Consider the following 17,394-nt stretch of genomic DNA (forward strand, 5'->3'; position numbering starts at 1 on the left):
GGGGCCGGGCGGGTGGGGTTGGCGGGGTATCCGCGCCATGGATGGCGCGGCTAAGCCTCCAGGGACGGATTCACGGCGTCCCCGCCAATCCCACCCGCCCGCCCCACCCTCAGGAAACCCGCTTTCAGCGACCCACCCAAACCCACCACGGAGGGGCTCCGCCGTTCGCCGATCTCCGCCGAAGGCGCGCTTCTGCGCTGCAACATGCCCATGCGCAATCCTGCGCGATCATGGACACCCGCCCCCGCCAGGACCGTGCCATGCAGCAGTACCTGCTTCTGATCTATATCGAGCCTGCCCTGCTGCAGGCGCTGCCCACCGAAGAATTCAACGCGCTGATGCGCGACTGCCTGGCGCACGCCGACCAGCTGCAGGCCGAAGGCACGCTGCTGGCCGCCCAGAAGCTGCAGCCGGTCGATACCGCACAGACCCTGCGCGTGCGCGATGGACACAGCCGCGTGCTCGATGGCCCGTTCGCCGAAACCCGCGAGCTGCTGGCCGGCTTCAACCTGATCGTCGCGCGCGACCGCGACGAAGCCATGCGCATCGCCCGCGACTTCCCGTGGGCACGCTTCGGCAGCATCGAGGTGCGGCCGCTGGAAGACATGGACGCCGAGCGCGAACGCTGCGGCGCCCCAGCTGCGGCTATGGCAGCAGCCGCACCCTGATCTCGCGCGGGCCGATGCCTTCGTTGCCGCTGTAGTCGCGCACGCTGGCGCGCACGATGTACTCGCCCGGCGGCAGCGCCGCCGGCTGCCAGCGCCCGGTTTCCATCAGGCCGTCGCGCACGGTGTTGGTGGCCAGGTAGCGGAACCGGGTCACCGCGCTGCCGTGCACGGTGATGCCACTGTCGGGGGCGTAGGCCACCCGCACCGCTTCCTTCTGCGGCGGCATGCGGTTGAACACGATGTTCCAGCGTGGCTGTTCATAGCCCTGCAGCGCTCGGCCACCGGCGTCCAGGATCTGGTAGCCCACCTGGTACATGCCCAGGCGGCGGCGCGGCAGGTTGTTGTCGACCTGGTCCCAGGCCTCGACCACGATCTGCACGCCGCGGCCCTGGCGCGCCACCATCACCACGCCATCGCTGCCAGCGGCCATCGGCTGGTCGTTGTCGTCCAGCAGGGCCACATCGGTGATGCGCGGTGCGAAGTGGTCGGCGTAGCCCTGGAAGCCCAGCGCCACCGCGTTGGTCTCGAAGCCACCGGTACCCACCGCCAGGTGCACGTGCGCCTGGTTGTTGATGCTGCCCAGGCGATCACCGACGTGGATGCGCATGCCGCGGCGCACGCGCATCCGCTCCAGTTTGCCCTGCTCGTCGTACAGTGCCTGCCAGCGCGCGTCATAGGGTTCGTCGCGCGGGGTGCGGCCGACCCGCATGTGGATGTACTTGAGGCGATCCACGGCCAGGCCCTCGGCCTGCTCGCCCAGGTTCCAGGCCGCCACCGGGCTGCTGATCTTGCCATCGGCGATCGCCAGCACGGTCTGGCCGACATCGCCCCGCACATCGAAGCCGCCATGCAGATGGTGGCGGCTCTCACCGGTGAAGTTGCCACGCACCTCGCCCAGCGTGCCGACCACTTCGTGCCAGCCGTCCTGCGGTGCCAGCGGCCAACGGCCCCCGGTCTCCGGCAGCGCGGCATCGGCAGCCGGGCCGACCAGTGCCGGCGCCGGCAGGTCGCCGACCGGCAGCGGGCGAAGGCGATGCAGGCGATAGCTGGCGGCGTCGGCCACCAGCACGCTGCCATCGGCATCCATGGCCAACCCGCTGGGGCGGGCCAGCCGCGGCAAGCGGCCATTGCCGACCAGGGCGATCTGATGGCCCTGCGGCGTCACCTGCACGATGCGGCCATCGAGGTCACCCACGTACAGCACGCCGTCGTGCGTGGTGGCCAGCGACAGCGGCCCATTGATCACGCCGCCGGCGGCGACCACGGTGCTGACCGTGCCGTCGACGCCTACGCGGCGCACCGCATTGTTGAACAGGTCGGCCACCAGCAACGCGCCCTGCGCGTCGAAGGCCAGCGCCACCGGCGTGTCGAAGCGCGCGGCGGCGCCCGCGCCATCGGCAAAGCCCGGCCGGTCACCCCCGGCCAGGGTACGCACGCTGCCATCGGTACCGATCACCCGGATGCGGTCGTTGAACGTATCGGCCACGTAGACCTGCCCCTGTGCGTCCACCGCGATGCCCATCGGCGCATCGAAGCGGGCCTGCGCCGCAGGGCCATCGGCAACGCCCTGCTCGCCACCGGCCAGGGTGGTCACCAGGCCATCGGCACCGATGCGGCGGATCGCATGGTTGCCCGTGTCGGCCACGTACAGGTTGCCCTGCGCGTCAGCGGCGATGCCCGAGGGCGTATTGAAGCTGGCCTGCAGCGCCGGGCCATCAACGCGGCCCTCGCCCTGCCCGGCCACCGTTTCAACACGGCCATCGGGCAGGCGGCGGCGGATCCGGTTGTTGTCCCCGGCATCGGTGAAGTAGACGCTGCCATCGGCGGTGCGCAGCAGTGCATACGGGTCGGCGAAGCGGGCCTGTGCAGACGCACCATCACGGTCACCCGGGTGGCCATCGCCGGCCAGCGGCTCGATCTGCGCGGTCCAGGCCAACGGCGTGGGCGCCGGGCCCGTGGGGCCGGCCAGCGTATTCAGCGGTGTATCCCACCACGTTGCAGCCAAGCCCACCGCTGTTGCCAATGCCACCCCTGCCGCCATCCATTGCCACCGTGCCATCGCGTTGCGCCGCCTCTGCCTGCTGTTTGAAGAGGCACCGACAATAGACGCTGCGCAGGCGTTCCGCCACGAACGATCCTGCGCCTGAACGCCAGAATTCGCTTTCCCGCGCTTGTCCTCGCTGGCGGCAGCAGGTTCAATGCGGTTCCCACGGATGGAGATCCTCCATGCCCCGCCTTCTCCCGCTCACCGCCCTGCTGCTGGCCGCATTGGCCAGCGCGCCCGCCGCCGCCTCGATCACGGTGGTCCCGCAGAAGCCATCGGCCACCGCCGATGCCGTACACGCGGCGTACGCCACACGCTGGGATGAAGCGATCCAGCAGGCACGCAGTGGCAATACGCTCGGCGCGCTGATCAGCATGGAGCGGCTGATGGAGGATCCGCTGCTGGACGACTTCGATGCCGAGCATCGCGGCCGCGCCGCGCAGGTCGCCGGCTGGACCGCACTGATGCAGAAGAAGCCGGCGCTGGCCCGCCGTTACCTGCAGCGGGCGCAGGAGGCGTTGCCGGAAGATGCGCAGGTCCTGCTCACCCAGGTGTCGGTGGAGCTGTCGGACAACCAGCCGGCTGCAGCGACGACGTTCCTGGTGAAGGCGCTGAAGCATGCCGAGGCACCGCTGCCGGTCGATCACCATGCCATCAACTACCTGCAATACCGCCTGCGGGACCAGCCGCAGCAGCGCATGGACCTGCTGCAGGCACTGTTCGACAACGGCTGGAAGAGCGGCGGCCTGGAGCCGACCGGGCTGTGGCTGGCGCTGGCCACGCTGCAGGCCGACCACGGCCGCAGCGGCAGTGTTGCAGCCACGCTGGCACGCATCGACAGCCCGGCCGAGATCATCCGCCTGCGCAGCGACAAGCGCTTCGACCGCTACGTCGATCGCGGCGATGCGCGTTTCGATCCGGTGCAGGCGGCGCAGCGGCACCTTGATGAACTGCGTGTCTCCGGCCTGCTCGACCGCGCACTGGACGCGCGCATGGCCGAGTTCGGCACCACCCTGCTGATGCTGGACCGCAATGAGGAAGTGCTGTCGCTGACCGACGGCATGGCCCGCGCCGCGAACGACGGTGAGTCGCCGGCGGCGGCGGAAGCGGAATGGGTGGCTTGGTTGCTCAACAGCCGGCTCACCGCGTTGCGCCGGTTGGGCCGCACGGACGAGGCACTGGCCACGGCCAGGCAGGCCGCCCGCATCGGCGCGCTCGGCCCCGATGGCATCGAGCACCAGATGAATGTCGGCTTCGTGCTCAGTTCGATGGGACGCATGCAGGATGCTGCGCAGGCAGTGAATGACATGCCAGGCCTCGCCGGCTACGGCAAGGCCGCGCAGGCGCTGCTGCAGTTCGCCGCCGCCCGCGAGCGCGGCGACGCCGCGGCGCGCGACGCGGCGCGCGCGGTGATCCTGGCCCAGCGCAATGACGCACGCCTGTTCCATCGTGAAATGCTGCTGGAGGAAGGCGACCTGGACGGGGCCGCCGCCGTCCTGATCGAACAGCTGCGTTCGCCGGTTGAACGCGGTGAAACCCTGGCCAGCCTGCAGGACATGCGCACCTATGCATCATGGCCGGGCGACGTGCGCATCGATGCCGCATGGCGTGCACTCAAGCAGCGTGCCGACGTGCAGGCCGAGGTGGCACGCGTCGGCCGCATCGAGCGCTACGATCTGGTCAGCACCTCCACCTCGCGCTGAGCCGATTGCCTGTAGCGCCGAGCCCACGCTCGGCTGCTTCATCCGGAGCCGAGCGTGCGCTCGGCCCCACACCTCCCGCTAGCGCGCCGGCACCTCGCTGCGGATGCCCATGGCTTCGCGGTAGCGTGCGTACAGCGCCATCACCTTGTCCACGTAGGCCAGGGTTTCGGCGTAGGGCGGCACGCCCTTGTAGCGGGTGACTGCACCGATGCCGGCGTTGTAGGCGGCCGCCGCCAACGGACGGTCGCCGTTGTAGCGGCGCAGCAGCGCGCGCATGTAGCGCGCGCCGCCCTCGATCGACTGCTGTGGCGAGAACGGATCGCGCACCCCGTACTCCTGCGCGGTATCGGGCATCAGCTGCATCACCCCCTGTGCGCCCTTGCTGGAAACCGCCAGCGGATCGAAATTGCTTTCGGCATGGGCGATCGCGCGCAGCCAGGCGTCATCGACGCCGGTCGCCTTGGCCGCCGCCTTGAACTGCCGCGCATGCTGCGCCAGCTGCGGCTTGCCGACCTTGCCCAGCCCTTCATGCGCCGGCTCGCCCGGCGGCGTGGCCACGGTGAACTTCAGGAACACCCGCGAGCCGGGCAGGTTGCGCGTGGAATAGACCAGCGCCCCGTCCTGTTCGCGCTCGTACAGCACGCCGCTGAACACGCCCATGTTGCCCCACAGGTTGGGGGTCTGGACGGCGTTGTCGTCGATCTCCTTCGGCGTGCACCGCGATCCCGGCTCCGGCGCGGTGGCCAGGCTGACCGTGTTGCCCTGCACGCAGCGGTAGACGGTGCGCGCGGCGGCTGGCCCGGGCCACAGGCTGGGCAGCAGCAACAGCGCGAGCAAGAGCGGGCGACGGGACATGGCGGCCGGATGATCCGGCCGTGCCCGCTAATGTTGGGTGAATGGGGGCCGGCAGGGCTGCGCCCTGCACCTGCGGTAGTGCCGGCCGCTGGCCGGCAACCTCAACGGCAACAGCCGATTTCCTGCGAGGAGGCGGGGTCGGTCCCGCGACCTGCCGGGGTCAGATCCCGTTGCCGGGGAACGGGATCTGACCCCACTTCGGATCACTTCGCGGTCCTCCGCCGCACCCAGTACCCCACGCCCAGCAGCACGAACCACACCGGGCTGGCGATCAGTGCCTGGCGGGTGTCGCCCTGCAGGCTCAGCAGCACCAGCACGCCGGCGAAGAACACCAGGCAGGCCCAGCACATGGCGATGCCGCCGGGCATCTTGAAGATCGAGGCGGCGTGGCGCTCCGGGTAGCGGCGGCGGTAGACCATGTAGGCCACCAGGATCAGCGACCAGACGAAGATGAAGAGCACGGTGGCCAGCGTCGTCACCAGGGTGAAGGCGGTCACCAGGTTCGGGATCAGGTAGATCAGCAGGGTGCCGCCCAGCAGGCACAGGCAGGAGAACAACAGGCCGCGGGCCGGCACCGCCGCGCGCGACAGCTTCGACAGCCCGCGCGGGGCATGGCCCTCTTCGGCCAGGCCGTACAGCATGCGGCTGGTGGAGAAGATGCCGCTGTTGGCCGAGGACGTGGCCGAGGTCAGCACCACGAAGTTGATCAGGCTGGCAGCGGCCGGAATGCCGGCCAGCACGAACAACTGCACGAACGGGCTCTTGTCCGGCACCACCTGGCGCCACGGGGTGACGGCCATGATCGCGACCAGCGCCAGTACGTAGAAGATGATGATGCGTACCGGGATCGAGTTGATCGCCTTGGGCAGGTTGCGCTCGGGGTCGGCAGTCTCGGCGGCGGTGGTGCCGACCAGCTCGATGCCGACGAAGGCGAACACGGCAATCTGGAAGCCGGCGAAGAAGCCGACCAGCCCCATCGGGAACAGTCCGCCGTCATTCCACAGGTTCGACAGCGACGCGGTGTGGCCGCTCGGCGAGGTGAAGCCCCAGGCCACCAGCCCCGCACCGGTGATGATCAGCGCGCAGATCGCCACGATCTTGATCAGCGCGAACCAGAATTCCATTTCGCCGAACAGCTTCACCGTCACCAGGTTCAGCGCCAGCAACAGCAGCACGCAGGCCAGCGCCGGTATCCAGGCGTCAAGCCCGGGGAACCAGAACTGTGCGTAGGCAGCGATCGCGATCACGTCCGCGATCGCAGTGACGATCCAGCAGAACCAGTACGTCCATCCACAGAAAAACCCGGCCCACGGGCCGAGCAGGTCGGTGGAGAAGTCGATGAAGGACTTGTACTGCAGGTTGGACAGCAGCAGTTCGCCCATCGCGCGCATCACGAAGAACAGCATCGCGCCGATGATCAGGTAGACGAAGATGATGGAGGGGCCGGCCAGGCTGATCGTCTTGCCCGAGCCCATGAACAGGCCGGTGCCGATGGCACCGCCGATGGCGATCAGTTGCAGGTGGCGGTTGGACAGGCTGCGGCGCAGGTGCTCGGGGGGCGTTGCGGGCTCGGTCATGGGCGCGGGCACAGGGGTGGGCGAAGCGTTCGACGGTAGTCCTCCACGGCGCCGAGCGCCAGCACCAGACCGGCCCATTACGTCAAAGCTGGCCGCTTTCACCACAATGTGACCGAATACCGTATTGATCCCATTCCGCCGGGCCCGGCGCCATGCTCAGATAGCCGCACCTGCCCAAGGACCGGCCCGACCATGCGCCCTGCCCCGCCCGCCCCGCCGGAGCCCCGGCCATGAGCCGCCTGCGCGTCATCATCGGCGCCACCGCGCTGGCCCTGCTGGCCGCTGCGGTACCGATCGCGGTCATGGCCTACGCCACCTGGGACCGCGCGGTCAGCGTCGAACAGCAGCGCCTGCGCGACATCGCCGACCGCACCCTGCGCCGCTCCGACCTGTCCTACCAGGAGGCGCTGGCCGCGCTGAAATCGGCCGAGGCCGGTGCCTACGTGCCCTGCGGTCCGGAGCACATCCGGCGCATGCAGACCCTGGTGATGACCACCCCGTCGATCGACCAGATGGGCTACTTCGAAGGCGGCAAGCTGCGCTGCACGTCCTGGGGGCCTTTCCTGTCCGACGTCGACCAACCCACGCCGGACCACGTCACCAGCGACGGCGCCGGCATCGTGGTGGACGTGCGCCCGGAAGTCAGCGGGCGTCGCCAGGTGCTGGCGGTCCTGTATGGGTCCTACGACGCCCTGGTGGACCCGCGCCGCTTCGTCGATGTCATCGCCGACCCGAACGTGCGGCTGGCACTGGCCAGCCCCGATGGACGCCTGCTGGCCAAGCAGTCGGGCCTGGATCCGGAGCTGCTGCAGACGCTGCTGCGCGACCCCGGCGAGGGCCTGGACCACACCACCTTGTTCGCCACCGCGCGCAACGAGGAATGGCTGGCGATCGCCACCACCCCGCGCACCGCGCTGGCCGCCGCGTTCCGCCAGCAGGCGTGGCTGTACGTGCCGGTGGGCCTGCTGCTGGCCGCCGCCGGCGCCGGACTGGTGATCTGGCTCTCGCGCCGCCGCCTGTCGCTGCGCGGTGAACTGGCCACCGCCATCCGTCGCCGCGAGCTGTACCTGCATTACCAGCCGATCATCGAACTGGACACCGGCATCTGCGTCGGCGCCGAGGCCCTGGTCCGCTGGCAGCGCCCGGATGGCACCCAGGTGCGACCGGACCTGTTCATTCCACTGGCCGAAGAGGCGGGCATGATCGCCGACGTCACCGACCTGGTGATCGAGAACGTGGTGCGCGACATGCGCGAGCTGCTGGTGGCCGATCGCAGCGCCCACATCGCGATCAACCTCGCCGCCGAAGACATCAGCAGCGGCCGCGCCCTGAAGATGATCTCCCGGCACATGGCCGGCAGCGGCATCCTGCCGCAGCAGATCTGGATGGAGGCCACCGAACGCGGCTTCCTCGACCTGGACCGCGCGCGCACCATGCTCGCCGCCGCCCGCCGCGCTGGCCACAGCGTGGCCATCGACGATTTCGGCGTCGGCTTCTCCAGCCTGCAGTACCTGGAACAGCTGCCACTGGATGCGCTGAAGATCGACAAGTCGTTCATCGATGCGATCGGCACCGAAAGCGCGACCAGCCCGGTCACCCCGCACATCATCGACATGGCCAAGGAGCTGGGCCTGTGGGTGGTGGCCGAGGGCGTGGAAACCGAAGCGCAGCTGGCCTACCTGCACAGCCGGCATGTGGAATTCGGCCAGGGCTGGCTGTTCTCGCGGCCACTGCCACGCGATGAATTCATTGCCTTCCATCACAAGCGGCAGCAGCAGTACGGTCCTGCACGCGAACACATGCAGAACCCGCGCAGCGTGCCGATCGAGCAGGTGCCACTGGAGTGAGGCAACCCGGCAGTGCCGGCCGCTGGCCGGCACCACCTGACCCGTGACCGGCGCCTACGCCCACGCCTTCGGGCGTGCCAACAGCCACGCGGCGGTCACCGCCAGCAACAGCAACGGCAGCCATCCCAGCTGACGGGGGCCGCTGGCCTGCAGCAGCACGCCGCCCGCTACGCCCCCGCCGGCGATGGCCAGGTTCCAGCCGGTCACCAGCATCGACTGCGCCAGATCGGCCGCAGACCCGGCACGCCGGGCCAATGCGGTCTGGAACAGGGTCGGCACCGCGCCGAATGCCACCCCCCACAGGATCGTCGCCAGCAGCAGTACCGCTGCCACGCCGGGCCACACCAGCAACGCCAGCACCGGCACGATGAAGCCGATCACCGCTGCCCACACCAGTGCGTGCAGGTGGCGATCCACGCCCCAGCCGGCAATGCCGATGCCAGCGATGGCTGCCACGCCGAAGGCGAGCAGCAGCCGGTCCAGCCATGCACCGGCGCCCGCATCGACCGCCAGCGGCTCGATGTAGGTGTAGAGCACGTTGTGCGCCAGCACGTACAGCGCCATCACCAGCAGCGCGCTGCGTACACCGGGCAGGCGCCACACGGTCGCCAGCGAAGTGCGTTGCCCGGCCCCGGCGGCCGGCAGCGCAGGCAACGCCCAGCGCGCGTAGGCCAGCAGCAGCAGGCCCAGCACGCTCATCAGCGCGAACGCCCAGCGCCAGCCGATCTGCTGGCCCAGCAGTGTCCCCGCCGGCACCCCCAGCGACAGCGCCAGCGGCGAACCGACCATCGCGACCGCGATGGCCCGTCCCTGCAGCGACGGCACCACCATGCGCGCGGCGTAGCCAGCCACCAGCGACCACAGCAGGCCACCACTCACCCCGGCCAGGAAACGCGCAGCGAGGATCAGTGCATAGCTGCTGCTCAACGCGGTCAGCGTGTTGACCACCACGAAGCCGGCGATGGCCGCCAGCAGCAGCGGGCGTCGTGGCAGGCGCTGGGTCAACGCGGTCATCGGCAGCGCCGCCATCACCGATCCCAGCGCATACACACTGACCAGCTGGCCGACGGCGGCATCACTCACGCCCAGGCTCTCGCCCATCGGCCGCAGCACGCCGGCCGGCAGGGTCTCGGTCAGCAGGGTGATGAAGCCGCCGCCGGCCAGCGCCAGCAGGCCGGCCCACGGCAGGCGCGTGGCCTCGCCCGCCGGACTGGCGGCATCGATGGCATGGCCGCTCATCGCGTGGTCTCCAGATCGGCATAGACCGCGTCGCGCAGTTCATCGACAAAGGCGCCATCCATGCCTTCGTACAGCGTGTTGGTCAGCGCCACCACGCTCAGCCCGCGCGTCGGATCGACGAACCAGCTGTGCCCGTACGCACCGCCCCAGCGCCAGCTGCCCATGCCCTGCGGGGTACCACTGGCGGCGGCATCACGCAGCACCGCAAAGCCCAGCCCGAAGCCCCAGCCGGCAGGCTCCGGCGGCCCCTGTTCGCCCACCTGCGGGCTGGCCATCTCTGCCGCCAGCGCGGGCGGCAGCAGGTCGGATGTGCGCACGTCTCGCAGCGCCTCCAGCACTGCCATCACCTCGTCGGCGGTGCCGACCAGGCCCGCACCGGCCGAGGCGAAGCGGCTGGCATCGGTGGCGCGCGCAAGGCTGTACTCGATACCGACCGTGCCCTCGAACGGGGCGACCATCTCGCCTTCCTGCAGGCGATGCGGCTGCGGCGTGTCGCTCACGTAGGGCGTTGCCAGGCGCTCGGCAGCGCGCGTAGCGAACGCCGTATCGCGCAGGCCCAACGGGGCAGCCAGCAGACGCTCGAACAGCGCCTGCAACGTTTCACCGGTCGCCGCTTCGGCCACCGCACCGGCCACGTCCACACCCAGCGAGTACAGCCACTGGCTGCCCGGTTCGAACAGCAGCGGCGCCTGTGCGATACGGCGCACGTTCTCGGCCAGGGACACCGGGCTGGCGTCCATGCCATCGCTGACGCCGGCCCGGGCGTACGGTCCGTGCGCATCGGCTTCCAGGAAGCGGTAGCCCAGCCCGCTGCTGTGGCTGAGCAGCTGGCGCAGGCTGATCGGCGGCCTGCGGCCATCGGCCAGCGCCGGCCGGAAATCCGGCAGCCAGCGCTGCACCGGCGTATCGAGGTCGAGCACGCCTTCGGCCACCAGGCGCAGGATCACCGTGCTCAGCAGTGGCTTGCTGACCGAGGCCAGCCGGAACAGCTGGTCGCGCTGCATCGGCATGCCCGACTCCCGCTCGGCCAGCCCGGTCGCGCTGGCGTGGCGCAGCACGCCATGTTCGCGCACCAGCACCACCGCACCGACCAGGCGCGTCGGGTGGACCTGCTGCAGCACGCGCTGCACCGAAGGCAGCGTCGGTGCGCGTTCAAGGGAAAGAGCGGCATTCATTGCGGTGATCCGTGGGGAGAGGCCCGCCACGTTAGGCAGCACGGCGCGGCGCAAAAAGCCGGTTGCGGCTCCGGGCATCATGGACCGTGCAGTCCGCAATCGGCATGATGGCCGGAACTCCAAGGCCGCAAGGGCCACCGCCCGTCCCGCACCACAGTGTTGCGGTGGCGCCGCCGCCCGCCGCGATCACCCGCCCTACCCTGCCGCTTTCATTGCCCCTACGCCGATGTCAGTCCTGGACAACCTCGCCAACCTGCAGACCTTCGTCCACGCCGCCGACACCCGCAGCTTCGTCGAGACCGGGCGCCTGCAGGGCATCTCTGCTTCCGCTGCCGGCAAGTGCGTTGCGCGGCTGGAGCATGCACTCGGCGTGCGCCTGTTCCACCGCAGCACGCGCAGCATCACCCTCACCGCCGAAGGCCAGCTGTTCCTGGCGCGCTGCCGGCGCATCCTCGACGAACGCGATGCGGCCCGCACCGAGCTGGCACAACCGCACGCCACGCCCAGCGGCACGCTGCGCATCAGCCTGCCGCTGGTCGGCGACCTCACCCTGCCGTTGATGGCCGAGTTCATGGCGGCGTACCCGGATATCCGCCTGGATCTCGACTTCAGCGATCGCCTGGTCGATGTCATCGAGGAAGGCTTCGATGCGGTGCTGCGCGTGGGTGAACCCAGCGACTCGCGGATGAACGCACGCCGGCTGGGGGTGTTCCCGCGCCGTGTCATCGCCTCGCCGGGCTACCTGCAGCGCCGCGGGGTTCCGCACACGCCGGCGGAACTGATGCAGCACACGCTGCTGCACTATCGCTTCCCCACCACCGGCAAGCTGGAGCCGTGGCCGATCCACTGGCCCGACGATCAAACGCCCCAGGAACTTCCGGTGCACATGGTGGCCAACACCATCGAAGCACGGGTGGCGCTGGCGCTACGCGATACCGGCCTGGCCTTCGTGCCGGTGCACTCGGTGCGCGAGGCGCTGGCCGACGGCCGCCTGGTCACCGTGCTGGAAGATCATGTGCACTCCTGCGGCACCTTCCACTTGTTGTGGCCCTCGGGCCGCCACGTGCTGCCGAAGCTGAGGGTGTTCATCGACTTCGTCGGCGCCCGGCTGGGTACCGTGCCGTAGATCCACGCCATGCGTGGATGCTCAAGGTCAGCCGAGCATGGCTTGGCTCTGCGGCTGCACGCAGCCATTCAGCCAGCCCCGCTATACTGGCCTCTCATTCCTCCAAGAGGCTCGCGACCGATGCGCCATTGATGCCGCCGTCTTCCCATTAGACGGCCTGACTCTTCCCGCCCCTGCGCGCAGGGGAGAACCCGGCATCCATGGAGGTCGCATGACCCCGCATTCCCTCACGCTCGATCGCGTGTCGTATCGATTGGCAGACGGCCGCCCGCTGTTCGCCGATCTGACGTTTTCCTTCGAACCCGTCGCCACCGGTCTGGTCGGTGCCAATGGCACCGGCAAGAGCGTGCTCGCACGCCTGCTCGCCGGCCGGCTGCTGCCCGACAGCGGGCAGATCCGCGGCAGCGGCCGCATGTTCCTGTTACCGACACCCGGCTATCCACCCGCCGGCACGGTCGGCGAACTGGCCGGCGTCGGCGAGGCACTGGCCGCGCTGCAACGCATCGAAGCCGGCGGCGTGGACGAAGCCGATTTCGCCTGCGTCGGCGAGCGCTGGGATCTGCGCGAGCGCCTGCGGCAGCAATGGCAGGTGCTCGGGCTACCCGGCGATCTCGATCCCGCCCAGCCCGCTGCGCGCCTCAGTGGCGGGCAGGCCATGCAGGTGGCGCTGTCCGGCGCCTGGGCCAGCGGTGCCGAGTGGCTGATCCTGGACGAACCCAGCAACCACCTCGATGCCCGTCATCGCCAGCAGTTGTACGAACGGTTGCAGCAGTGGCGCGGCGGCCTGCTGGTGATCAGCCATGATCGCCAACTGCTGGCGCACATGCAGCAGATCGTCGAGCTCGACGCGCGCGGACTGCATCGCTATGGCGGGCCGTGGCAACACTACGCCGACGCGCGGGCCGCCGAGCGCGAAGCGGCCGCTGCGCAGCTCGACCACGCCCGCGCCCAGCACCGGCAGCAGCAGCGCAGTGCGCGCGAACAGCACGAACGGCAACAGCAACGCCAGGCGCGCGGCAATCGTGATGCGAAGCAGGCCAACCAGGCACCGATCCTGCTCGGCCGGCAGAAGCAGCGTGCCGAGGCCAGCCATGGCCGCGCGCAGCAGGTACAGGCCGAGCGCCTGCAGGCCAGCGCAGAGCAGCTGCGCGCAGCGGCCTCGGCGGTTCACGCCACACCGGAGCTGGCACTGTTTGCCAGTGACGGCGAGCGCGGCAGCGCACGACTGCTGCAGGCCGAGTCGCTGGTGCTGCCGCATGGCTGCCGCGCGCCATTGCAGCTGGAGATCCGCCGCGGCCAGCGCATCGCCGTGGTCGGCGACAACGGCAGTGGCAAGTCCACGCTGTTGCGCGTGTTGGCCGGCCAGCTGCCTGCACGCAGTGGCACCGTGCAACGGCATGCGCCGCTGGCGCTGCTCGACCAGCAGCTGCTGGGGCTCTCCGGCGAACGCAGCATTCTCGACACCGTGCAGGCTGCCAACCCGGCGGCCGATACCGGTGAACTGCGCACACGGCTGGCCCTGCTCGGGCTGGACGCCCAGCGCATCCAGCGTGCCGCCCACCACCTCAGCGACGGCGAGCGGGTGAAAGGCGCGCTGGCCAGCGTACTGTATGCCGAACCGGCACCGCAGCTGCTGCTGCTCGACGAGCCCGGCAATGCGCTGGATCTGGGTGCCCTGCAGGCGCTGGAAGCACTACTGGTGGCCTGGCCGGGCGCATTGATGATGGTCAGCCACGACCGGCATCTGCTGCAGGCGTTGCGGCCGACGCAGGTGTTGCAGGTGAGCGCCGAGGGTTGGCAGTGGCGCGACGCCTTGTAGATCCACGCCATGCGTGGATGGCGTATCGACCAGGGGTAGTGCCGGCCGCTGGCCGGCAACCCATGGATCCTCAGTGCACCGTCACCGCTTCCACACCGGGAATGCCTGCGGCATCTGCTGCCACAGCAGCGGTCCGGCACGCAGTTCCTGGTCGTTGAGCAGGCAGGCATCCAGTTCCGCACGGACCGCACGCTCATCCATGTGCACGCCGATCACCACCAGTTCCTGGCGGCGATCCCCCCACAGCGGGTGCCACAGACGCTGCATCGCCAGATGCGCGGCCGCGTCCGGGAAGTCCTCCGGCCCCGGCAACGGTGCGCTCCAGCAATCGGCCTGCTGCCGCGCCCAGCCGAGGTCGCTGTACGGCAGCGGCGTGGGTGGCAGCAACGGCGGCGTGTCCTCCAGCCCTGCGCGTACGCGATCGCGCGCGGCATACCAGAACCCTGCGGCCTGCGTGCGTGTCGCGGCGCCGACGCTGCTCAGCTCACCCACCCAGTCCATGCGGTTGGCCAGCCAGAACCAGCCCTTGCTGCGGATCACGCCAGGCATGCCCGACTGCAGCGCGCGGGCGAAGCGGGCGGGATGGAACGGTCGCCGCGAGCGGTAGACGAAACTGCCGATGCCGTACTCCTCGGTTTCCGGCGTGTGCTCGCCACGCAGTTCCTTCACCCAGCCCGGCGCACGTTGTGCACGCTCGAAGTCGAAGCGACCGGTGTCCAGCAGCTCGGCCAGCGGCACGTCACCGAAGCGGGACAGCAGCAGCTTCGCGTCGCGGTTCAGGCCGCGCAGCACGGCCAGCGTGTCCTGCAGTAATTCGTCATCGGTCTGGTCGACCTTGCTGACCACGATCACGTCGGCAAACTCGACCTGCTCGCACAACAGGTCGACCACGCCGCGATCGTCGTCCGGCCCGGCCTGCTGGCCACGCTCGGCCAGGCGCAGCGTCGAGCCGAAGTCGGCGAGGAACGCGCTGCCATCCACCACCGTCACCATCGTGTCCAGGCGCGCGATGTCACTCAGGCTGAAGCCCTGCTCGTCGCGTACCGCGAAGGTGGCCGCCACCGGCATCGGCTCACCGATCCCGGTCGACTCGATCAGCAGATAGTCATAGCGCCCGGCATCGGCCAGCCGCCGCACTTCCTGCAGCAGGTCGTCGCGCAACGTGCAGCAGATGCAGCCATTGCTGAATTCCACCAGTGTCTCTTCGGTGCGGCGCAGTTCGGCGCCGCCCTCGCGCAGCAGCTGCGCATCGATGTTGACCTCGCTCATGTCGTTGACGATGACCGCCACGCGCAGGCCCTCGCGGTTGCGCAGGATCTGGTTGAGCAGGGTGGTCTTGCCGGCCCCGAGGAAGCCGGACAGCACGGTGACCGGAAGGCGACGGTCGGCGCGGGAAGCAGTGTTCATGTCGGAGCGGGTTGGCTGCGGGACGGAAATGTTACTGTATAACACTTGTTGCGCAAGGAGCCTCCCCGATGAAGTCCCCGTCAGCCGCCCTGCTTGATGCCGGCGCGGTCGCCCTGTCCAGCCTGTGCCTGCTGCACTGCCTGGCGTTGCCCCTGCTTGCCGCCGCGCTGCCCCTGTTCGGCACCTGGGCCGAAGCGGAATGGGTCCACCTGCTGTTCGTGGCCATCGCCTTGCCGTTGACCGGCTACGCGCTGTGGCGCGCCGAACGCCGTCACCCGCTGCCGGTGCTGGCCTGGGCCACCGCCGGCGCCGGGCTCGGCCTGCTGCTGGCCGGTGCACTGGCGCTGCCCTCGCACGACTGGGAAACACCGATGACGGTCACTGGCAGCCTGCTGCTGGCCGCCACGCATATCTGGAACGCGCGGCACCGCCACGGGGGTAGAGTCGACTGTTAGTCGACTATCGCGCGAAGCGCGGGATCTCATGACGCCTGAGCGAAGAGCAGTCGACTAACAGTCGACTCTACCCGCCCTCGGCCTATTTGCCGTAGCGGCGCAGCAGCTCGACCAGCACCTCGGCCTCGGCCGCCCGCTGCTGCGGGTCTTCGGCGCCCACCACGTGTTCCTGCAGGTGCTCGTGCAGCAGCTCCATCAGCAGGCTGTGGGCGGCGCCGCGCACGGCGGCAACCTGCACCAGCACGTCCGCGCAGTCGCCGGCCTCACCCTCGGGCGTGTCCAGTGCCTGCTCCAGTGCCGCGACCTGGCCGGCGATGCGGCGCACCCGGGTCAGCAGCTGCTTTCGATTCCTGTGTACATGGGCCATGGCTGGATCATATACCCTATGGGGGTATCCACTCCACCTCCGTTGGTCACCCTCCATGCACCTGGACGCCCTCGCCGCCGCCCGTCGCCACGAACACCGCTTCGACGACGGCAATCCGCTGGCCGAACGCAATACCCGCCGCGCCCTGTGGCTCACCGTCAGCATGATGGTCGTGGAGATCGTCGGCGGCTGGTGGTTCAACTCCATGGCCGTGCTCGCCGATGGCTGGCACATGAGTTCGCATGCGCTGGCGCTCGGGCTTTCAGTGTTTGCGTACCGCTGTGCACGCCGCTACGCGCACGACCCGCGCTTCGCCTTCGGCACCTGGAAGATCGAGATCCTGGCCGGCTATACCAGCGCCATCGCCCTGCTCGGCGTGGCCGCGCTGATGGCCGTGCAATCGCTGGAGCGGCTGTGGGTACCGGCGCCGATCCACTACAACGAAGCCATCGCCATCGCCGCGGTCGGGCTGGGCGTGAACCTGCTGTGCGCCTGGTGGCTGCACGACAGCCCGGGCCACGCGCATCATCACCACAGTCATGCCCATCACCATGACCACGGGCATGGCCACGACCACCACGACCACGGCCATGCGCACGGTCACGATCTCAATCTGCGCTCGGCCTACGTCCATGTGCTGGCCGACGCCGCCACCTCGGTGCTGGCCATCGTCGCCCTGCTCGGCGGCAAGCTGCTCGGCCTGACCTGGCTGGACCCGGTGATGGGCCTGGTCGGCGCCGTGCTGGTCACGGTGTGGGCGGTCGGCCTGCTGCGCGACAGCGGCCGCATCCTGCTCGACGCGCAGATGGACGCGCCGGTGGTGGCCGAAGTGCGCGAAGTGATCGAACAGGGCCCGTGGCCGGCACGCCTGGCCGACCTGCACGTCTGGCAGGTCGGTCGCGGCAAGTACGCGGTCAGCGCCAGCGTGGTCACCAGCGACGCCACGCTGGATGCCGATACCGTGCGCAACGCGCTGGCGATCCATGAAGAGCTGGTGCATGTGACGGTGGAGATCCACCGCAGCCAGTGATCCACGCCACGTAGTGCCAGCCGCTGGCCGGCACCCTCATGAGCTTCGGACCCGATCTGCAGTTGCCGGCCAGCGGCCGGCA

The 17,394-nt window shown here is 69.6% G+C and carries 14 protein-coding genes; 7 read left to right on the forward strand and 7 right to left on the reverse strand.

Features of this window, described 5'->3' with window-relative positions; translation table 11 throughout:
- Positions 1-260 precede the first annotated feature (260 nt).
- Positions 261-668: a YciI family protein gene (locus tag AC5P9C_RS17960; RefSeq protein ID WP_049467505.1), complete on the forward strand. Its 408-nt coding sequence runs from the start codon at positions 261-263 to the stop codon at positions 666-668.
- Here the strand turns inward: AC5P9C_RS17960 and AC5P9C_RS17965 are convergent.
- Positions 646-2,727 carry an NHL repeat-containing protein gene (locus tag AC5P9C_RS17965; protein WP_103281956.1) on the reverse strand — a complete coding sequence of 694 codons (2,082 nt, stop codon included), beginning with the start codon at positions 2,725-2,727 and terminating at the stop codon, positions 646-648. The two genes, AC5P9C_RS17960 and AC5P9C_RS17965, sit on opposite strands and share 23 nt — an antisense overlap.
- Positions 2,728-2,894: 167 nt before the next feature.
- Between AC5P9C_RS17965 and AC5P9C_RS17970 the strand changes: the two genes are divergently transcribed.
- Positions 2,895-4,415 (forward strand): tetratricopeptide repeat protein, encoded by a 1,521-nt coding sequence (locus tag AC5P9C_RS17970; protein ID WP_103281955.1) that lies wholly within the window; start codon positions 2,895-2,897, stop codon positions 4,413-4,415.
- A 78-nt stretch (positions 4,416-4,493) separates the two neighbouring features.
- Here AC5P9C_RS17970 and AC5P9C_RS17975 read toward each other — a convergent pair whose 3' ends face one another.
- A complete protein-coding gene (locus AC5P9C_RS17975; protein ID WP_049467499.1) occupies positions 4,494-5,270 on the reverse strand; it encodes a lytic transglycosylase domain-containing protein in 777 nt (258 codons plus the stop codon).
- A 203-nt stretch (positions 5,271-5,473) separates the two neighbouring features.
- On the reverse strand, positions 5,474-6,847 hold the full coding sequence (gene cycA, locus AC5P9C_RS17980) for a D-serine/D-alanine/glycine transporter (protein ID WP_049466082.1): 1,374 nt from the start codon (positions 6,845-6,847) through the stop codon (positions 5,474-5,476).
- Between the two features lie 230 nt (positions 6,848-7,077).
- Between cycA and AC5P9C_RS17985 the strand changes: the two genes are divergently transcribed.
- Positions 7,078-8,694 (forward strand): EAL domain-containing protein, encoded by a 1,617-nt coding sequence (locus tag AC5P9C_RS17985; RefSeq protein WP_049466080.1) that lies wholly within the window; start codon positions 7,078-7,080, stop codon positions 8,692-8,694.
- 54 nt (positions 8,695-8,748) lie between these two features.
- On the opposite strand, the gene AC5P9C_RS17990 is transcribed toward AC5P9C_RS17985, so the two are convergent.
- Entirely contained in the window at positions 8,749-9,933 is a 1,185-nt protein-coding gene (locus AC5P9C_RS17990; protein WP_057494930.1) for an MFS transporter, read from the reverse strand.
- Positions 9,930-11,108: a serine hydrolase domain-containing protein gene (locus tag AC5P9C_RS17995; protein ID WP_343542201.1), complete on the reverse strand. Its 1,179-nt coding sequence runs from the start codon at positions 11,106-11,108 to the stop codon at positions 9,930-9,932. Before AC5P9C_RS17995 ends, AC5P9C_RS17990 begins: the two co-directional genes overlap by 4 nt.
- Before the next feature lie 226 nt (positions 11,109-11,334).
- On the opposite strand from AC5P9C_RS17995, the gene AC5P9C_RS18000 reads away from it, so the two are divergent.
- Positions 11,335-12,234, forward strand: a complete 900-nt coding sequence (locus tag AC5P9C_RS18000; RefSeq protein ID WP_154329961.1) for a LysR family transcriptional regulator — start codon at positions 11,335-11,337, stop codon at positions 12,232-12,234.
- Between the two features lie 211 nt (positions 12,235-12,445).
- Complete coding sequence (locus tag AC5P9C_RS18005) at positions 12,446-14,053, forward strand: ATP-binding cassette domain-containing protein (protein ID WP_343542715.1); 1,608 nt, start codon at positions 12,446-12,448, stop codon at positions 14,051-14,053.
- 81 nt (positions 14,054-14,134) lie between these two features.
- Here AC5P9C_RS18005 and AC5P9C_RS18010 read toward each other — a convergent pair whose 3' ends face one another.
- The gene (locus AC5P9C_RS18010) at positions 14,135-15,460 is read right to left on the reverse strand and encodes a GTP-binding protein (RefSeq protein WP_343542713.1); all 1,326 of its coding nucleotides are present in this window, start codon (positions 15,458-15,460) and stop codon (positions 14,135-14,137) included.
- A gap of 68 nt (positions 15,461-15,528) precedes the next feature.
- On the opposite strand from AC5P9C_RS18010, the gene AC5P9C_RS18015 reads away from it, so the two are divergent.
- On the forward strand, positions 15,529-15,915 hold the full coding sequence (locus AC5P9C_RS18015; protein WP_049453406.1) for a MerC domain-containing protein: 387 nt from the start codon (positions 15,529-15,531) through the stop codon (positions 15,913-15,915).
- 82 nt (positions 15,916-15,997) lie between these two features.
- On the opposite strand, the gene AC5P9C_RS18020 is transcribed toward AC5P9C_RS18015, so the two are convergent.
- Positions 15,998-16,282 (reverse strand): metal/formaldehyde-sensitive transcriptional repressor, encoded by a 285-nt coding sequence (locus AC5P9C_RS18020; protein ID WP_049466065.1) that lies wholly within the window; start codon positions 16,280-16,282, stop codon positions 15,998-16,000.
- 55 nt (positions 16,283-16,337) lie between these two features.
- On the opposite strand from AC5P9C_RS18020, the gene dmeF reads away from it, so the two are divergent.
- Entirely contained in the window at positions 16,338-17,312 is a 975-nt protein-coding gene (dmeF, locus tag AC5P9C_RS18025; protein ID WP_049466064.1) for a CDF family Co(II)/Ni(II) efflux transporter DmeF, read from the forward strand.
- The last annotated feature ends 82 nt before the right edge of the window (positions 17,313-17,394 follow it).

It is taken from the genome of Stenotrophomonas sp. YJH_SMC_10 (genome assembly GCF_059371555.1).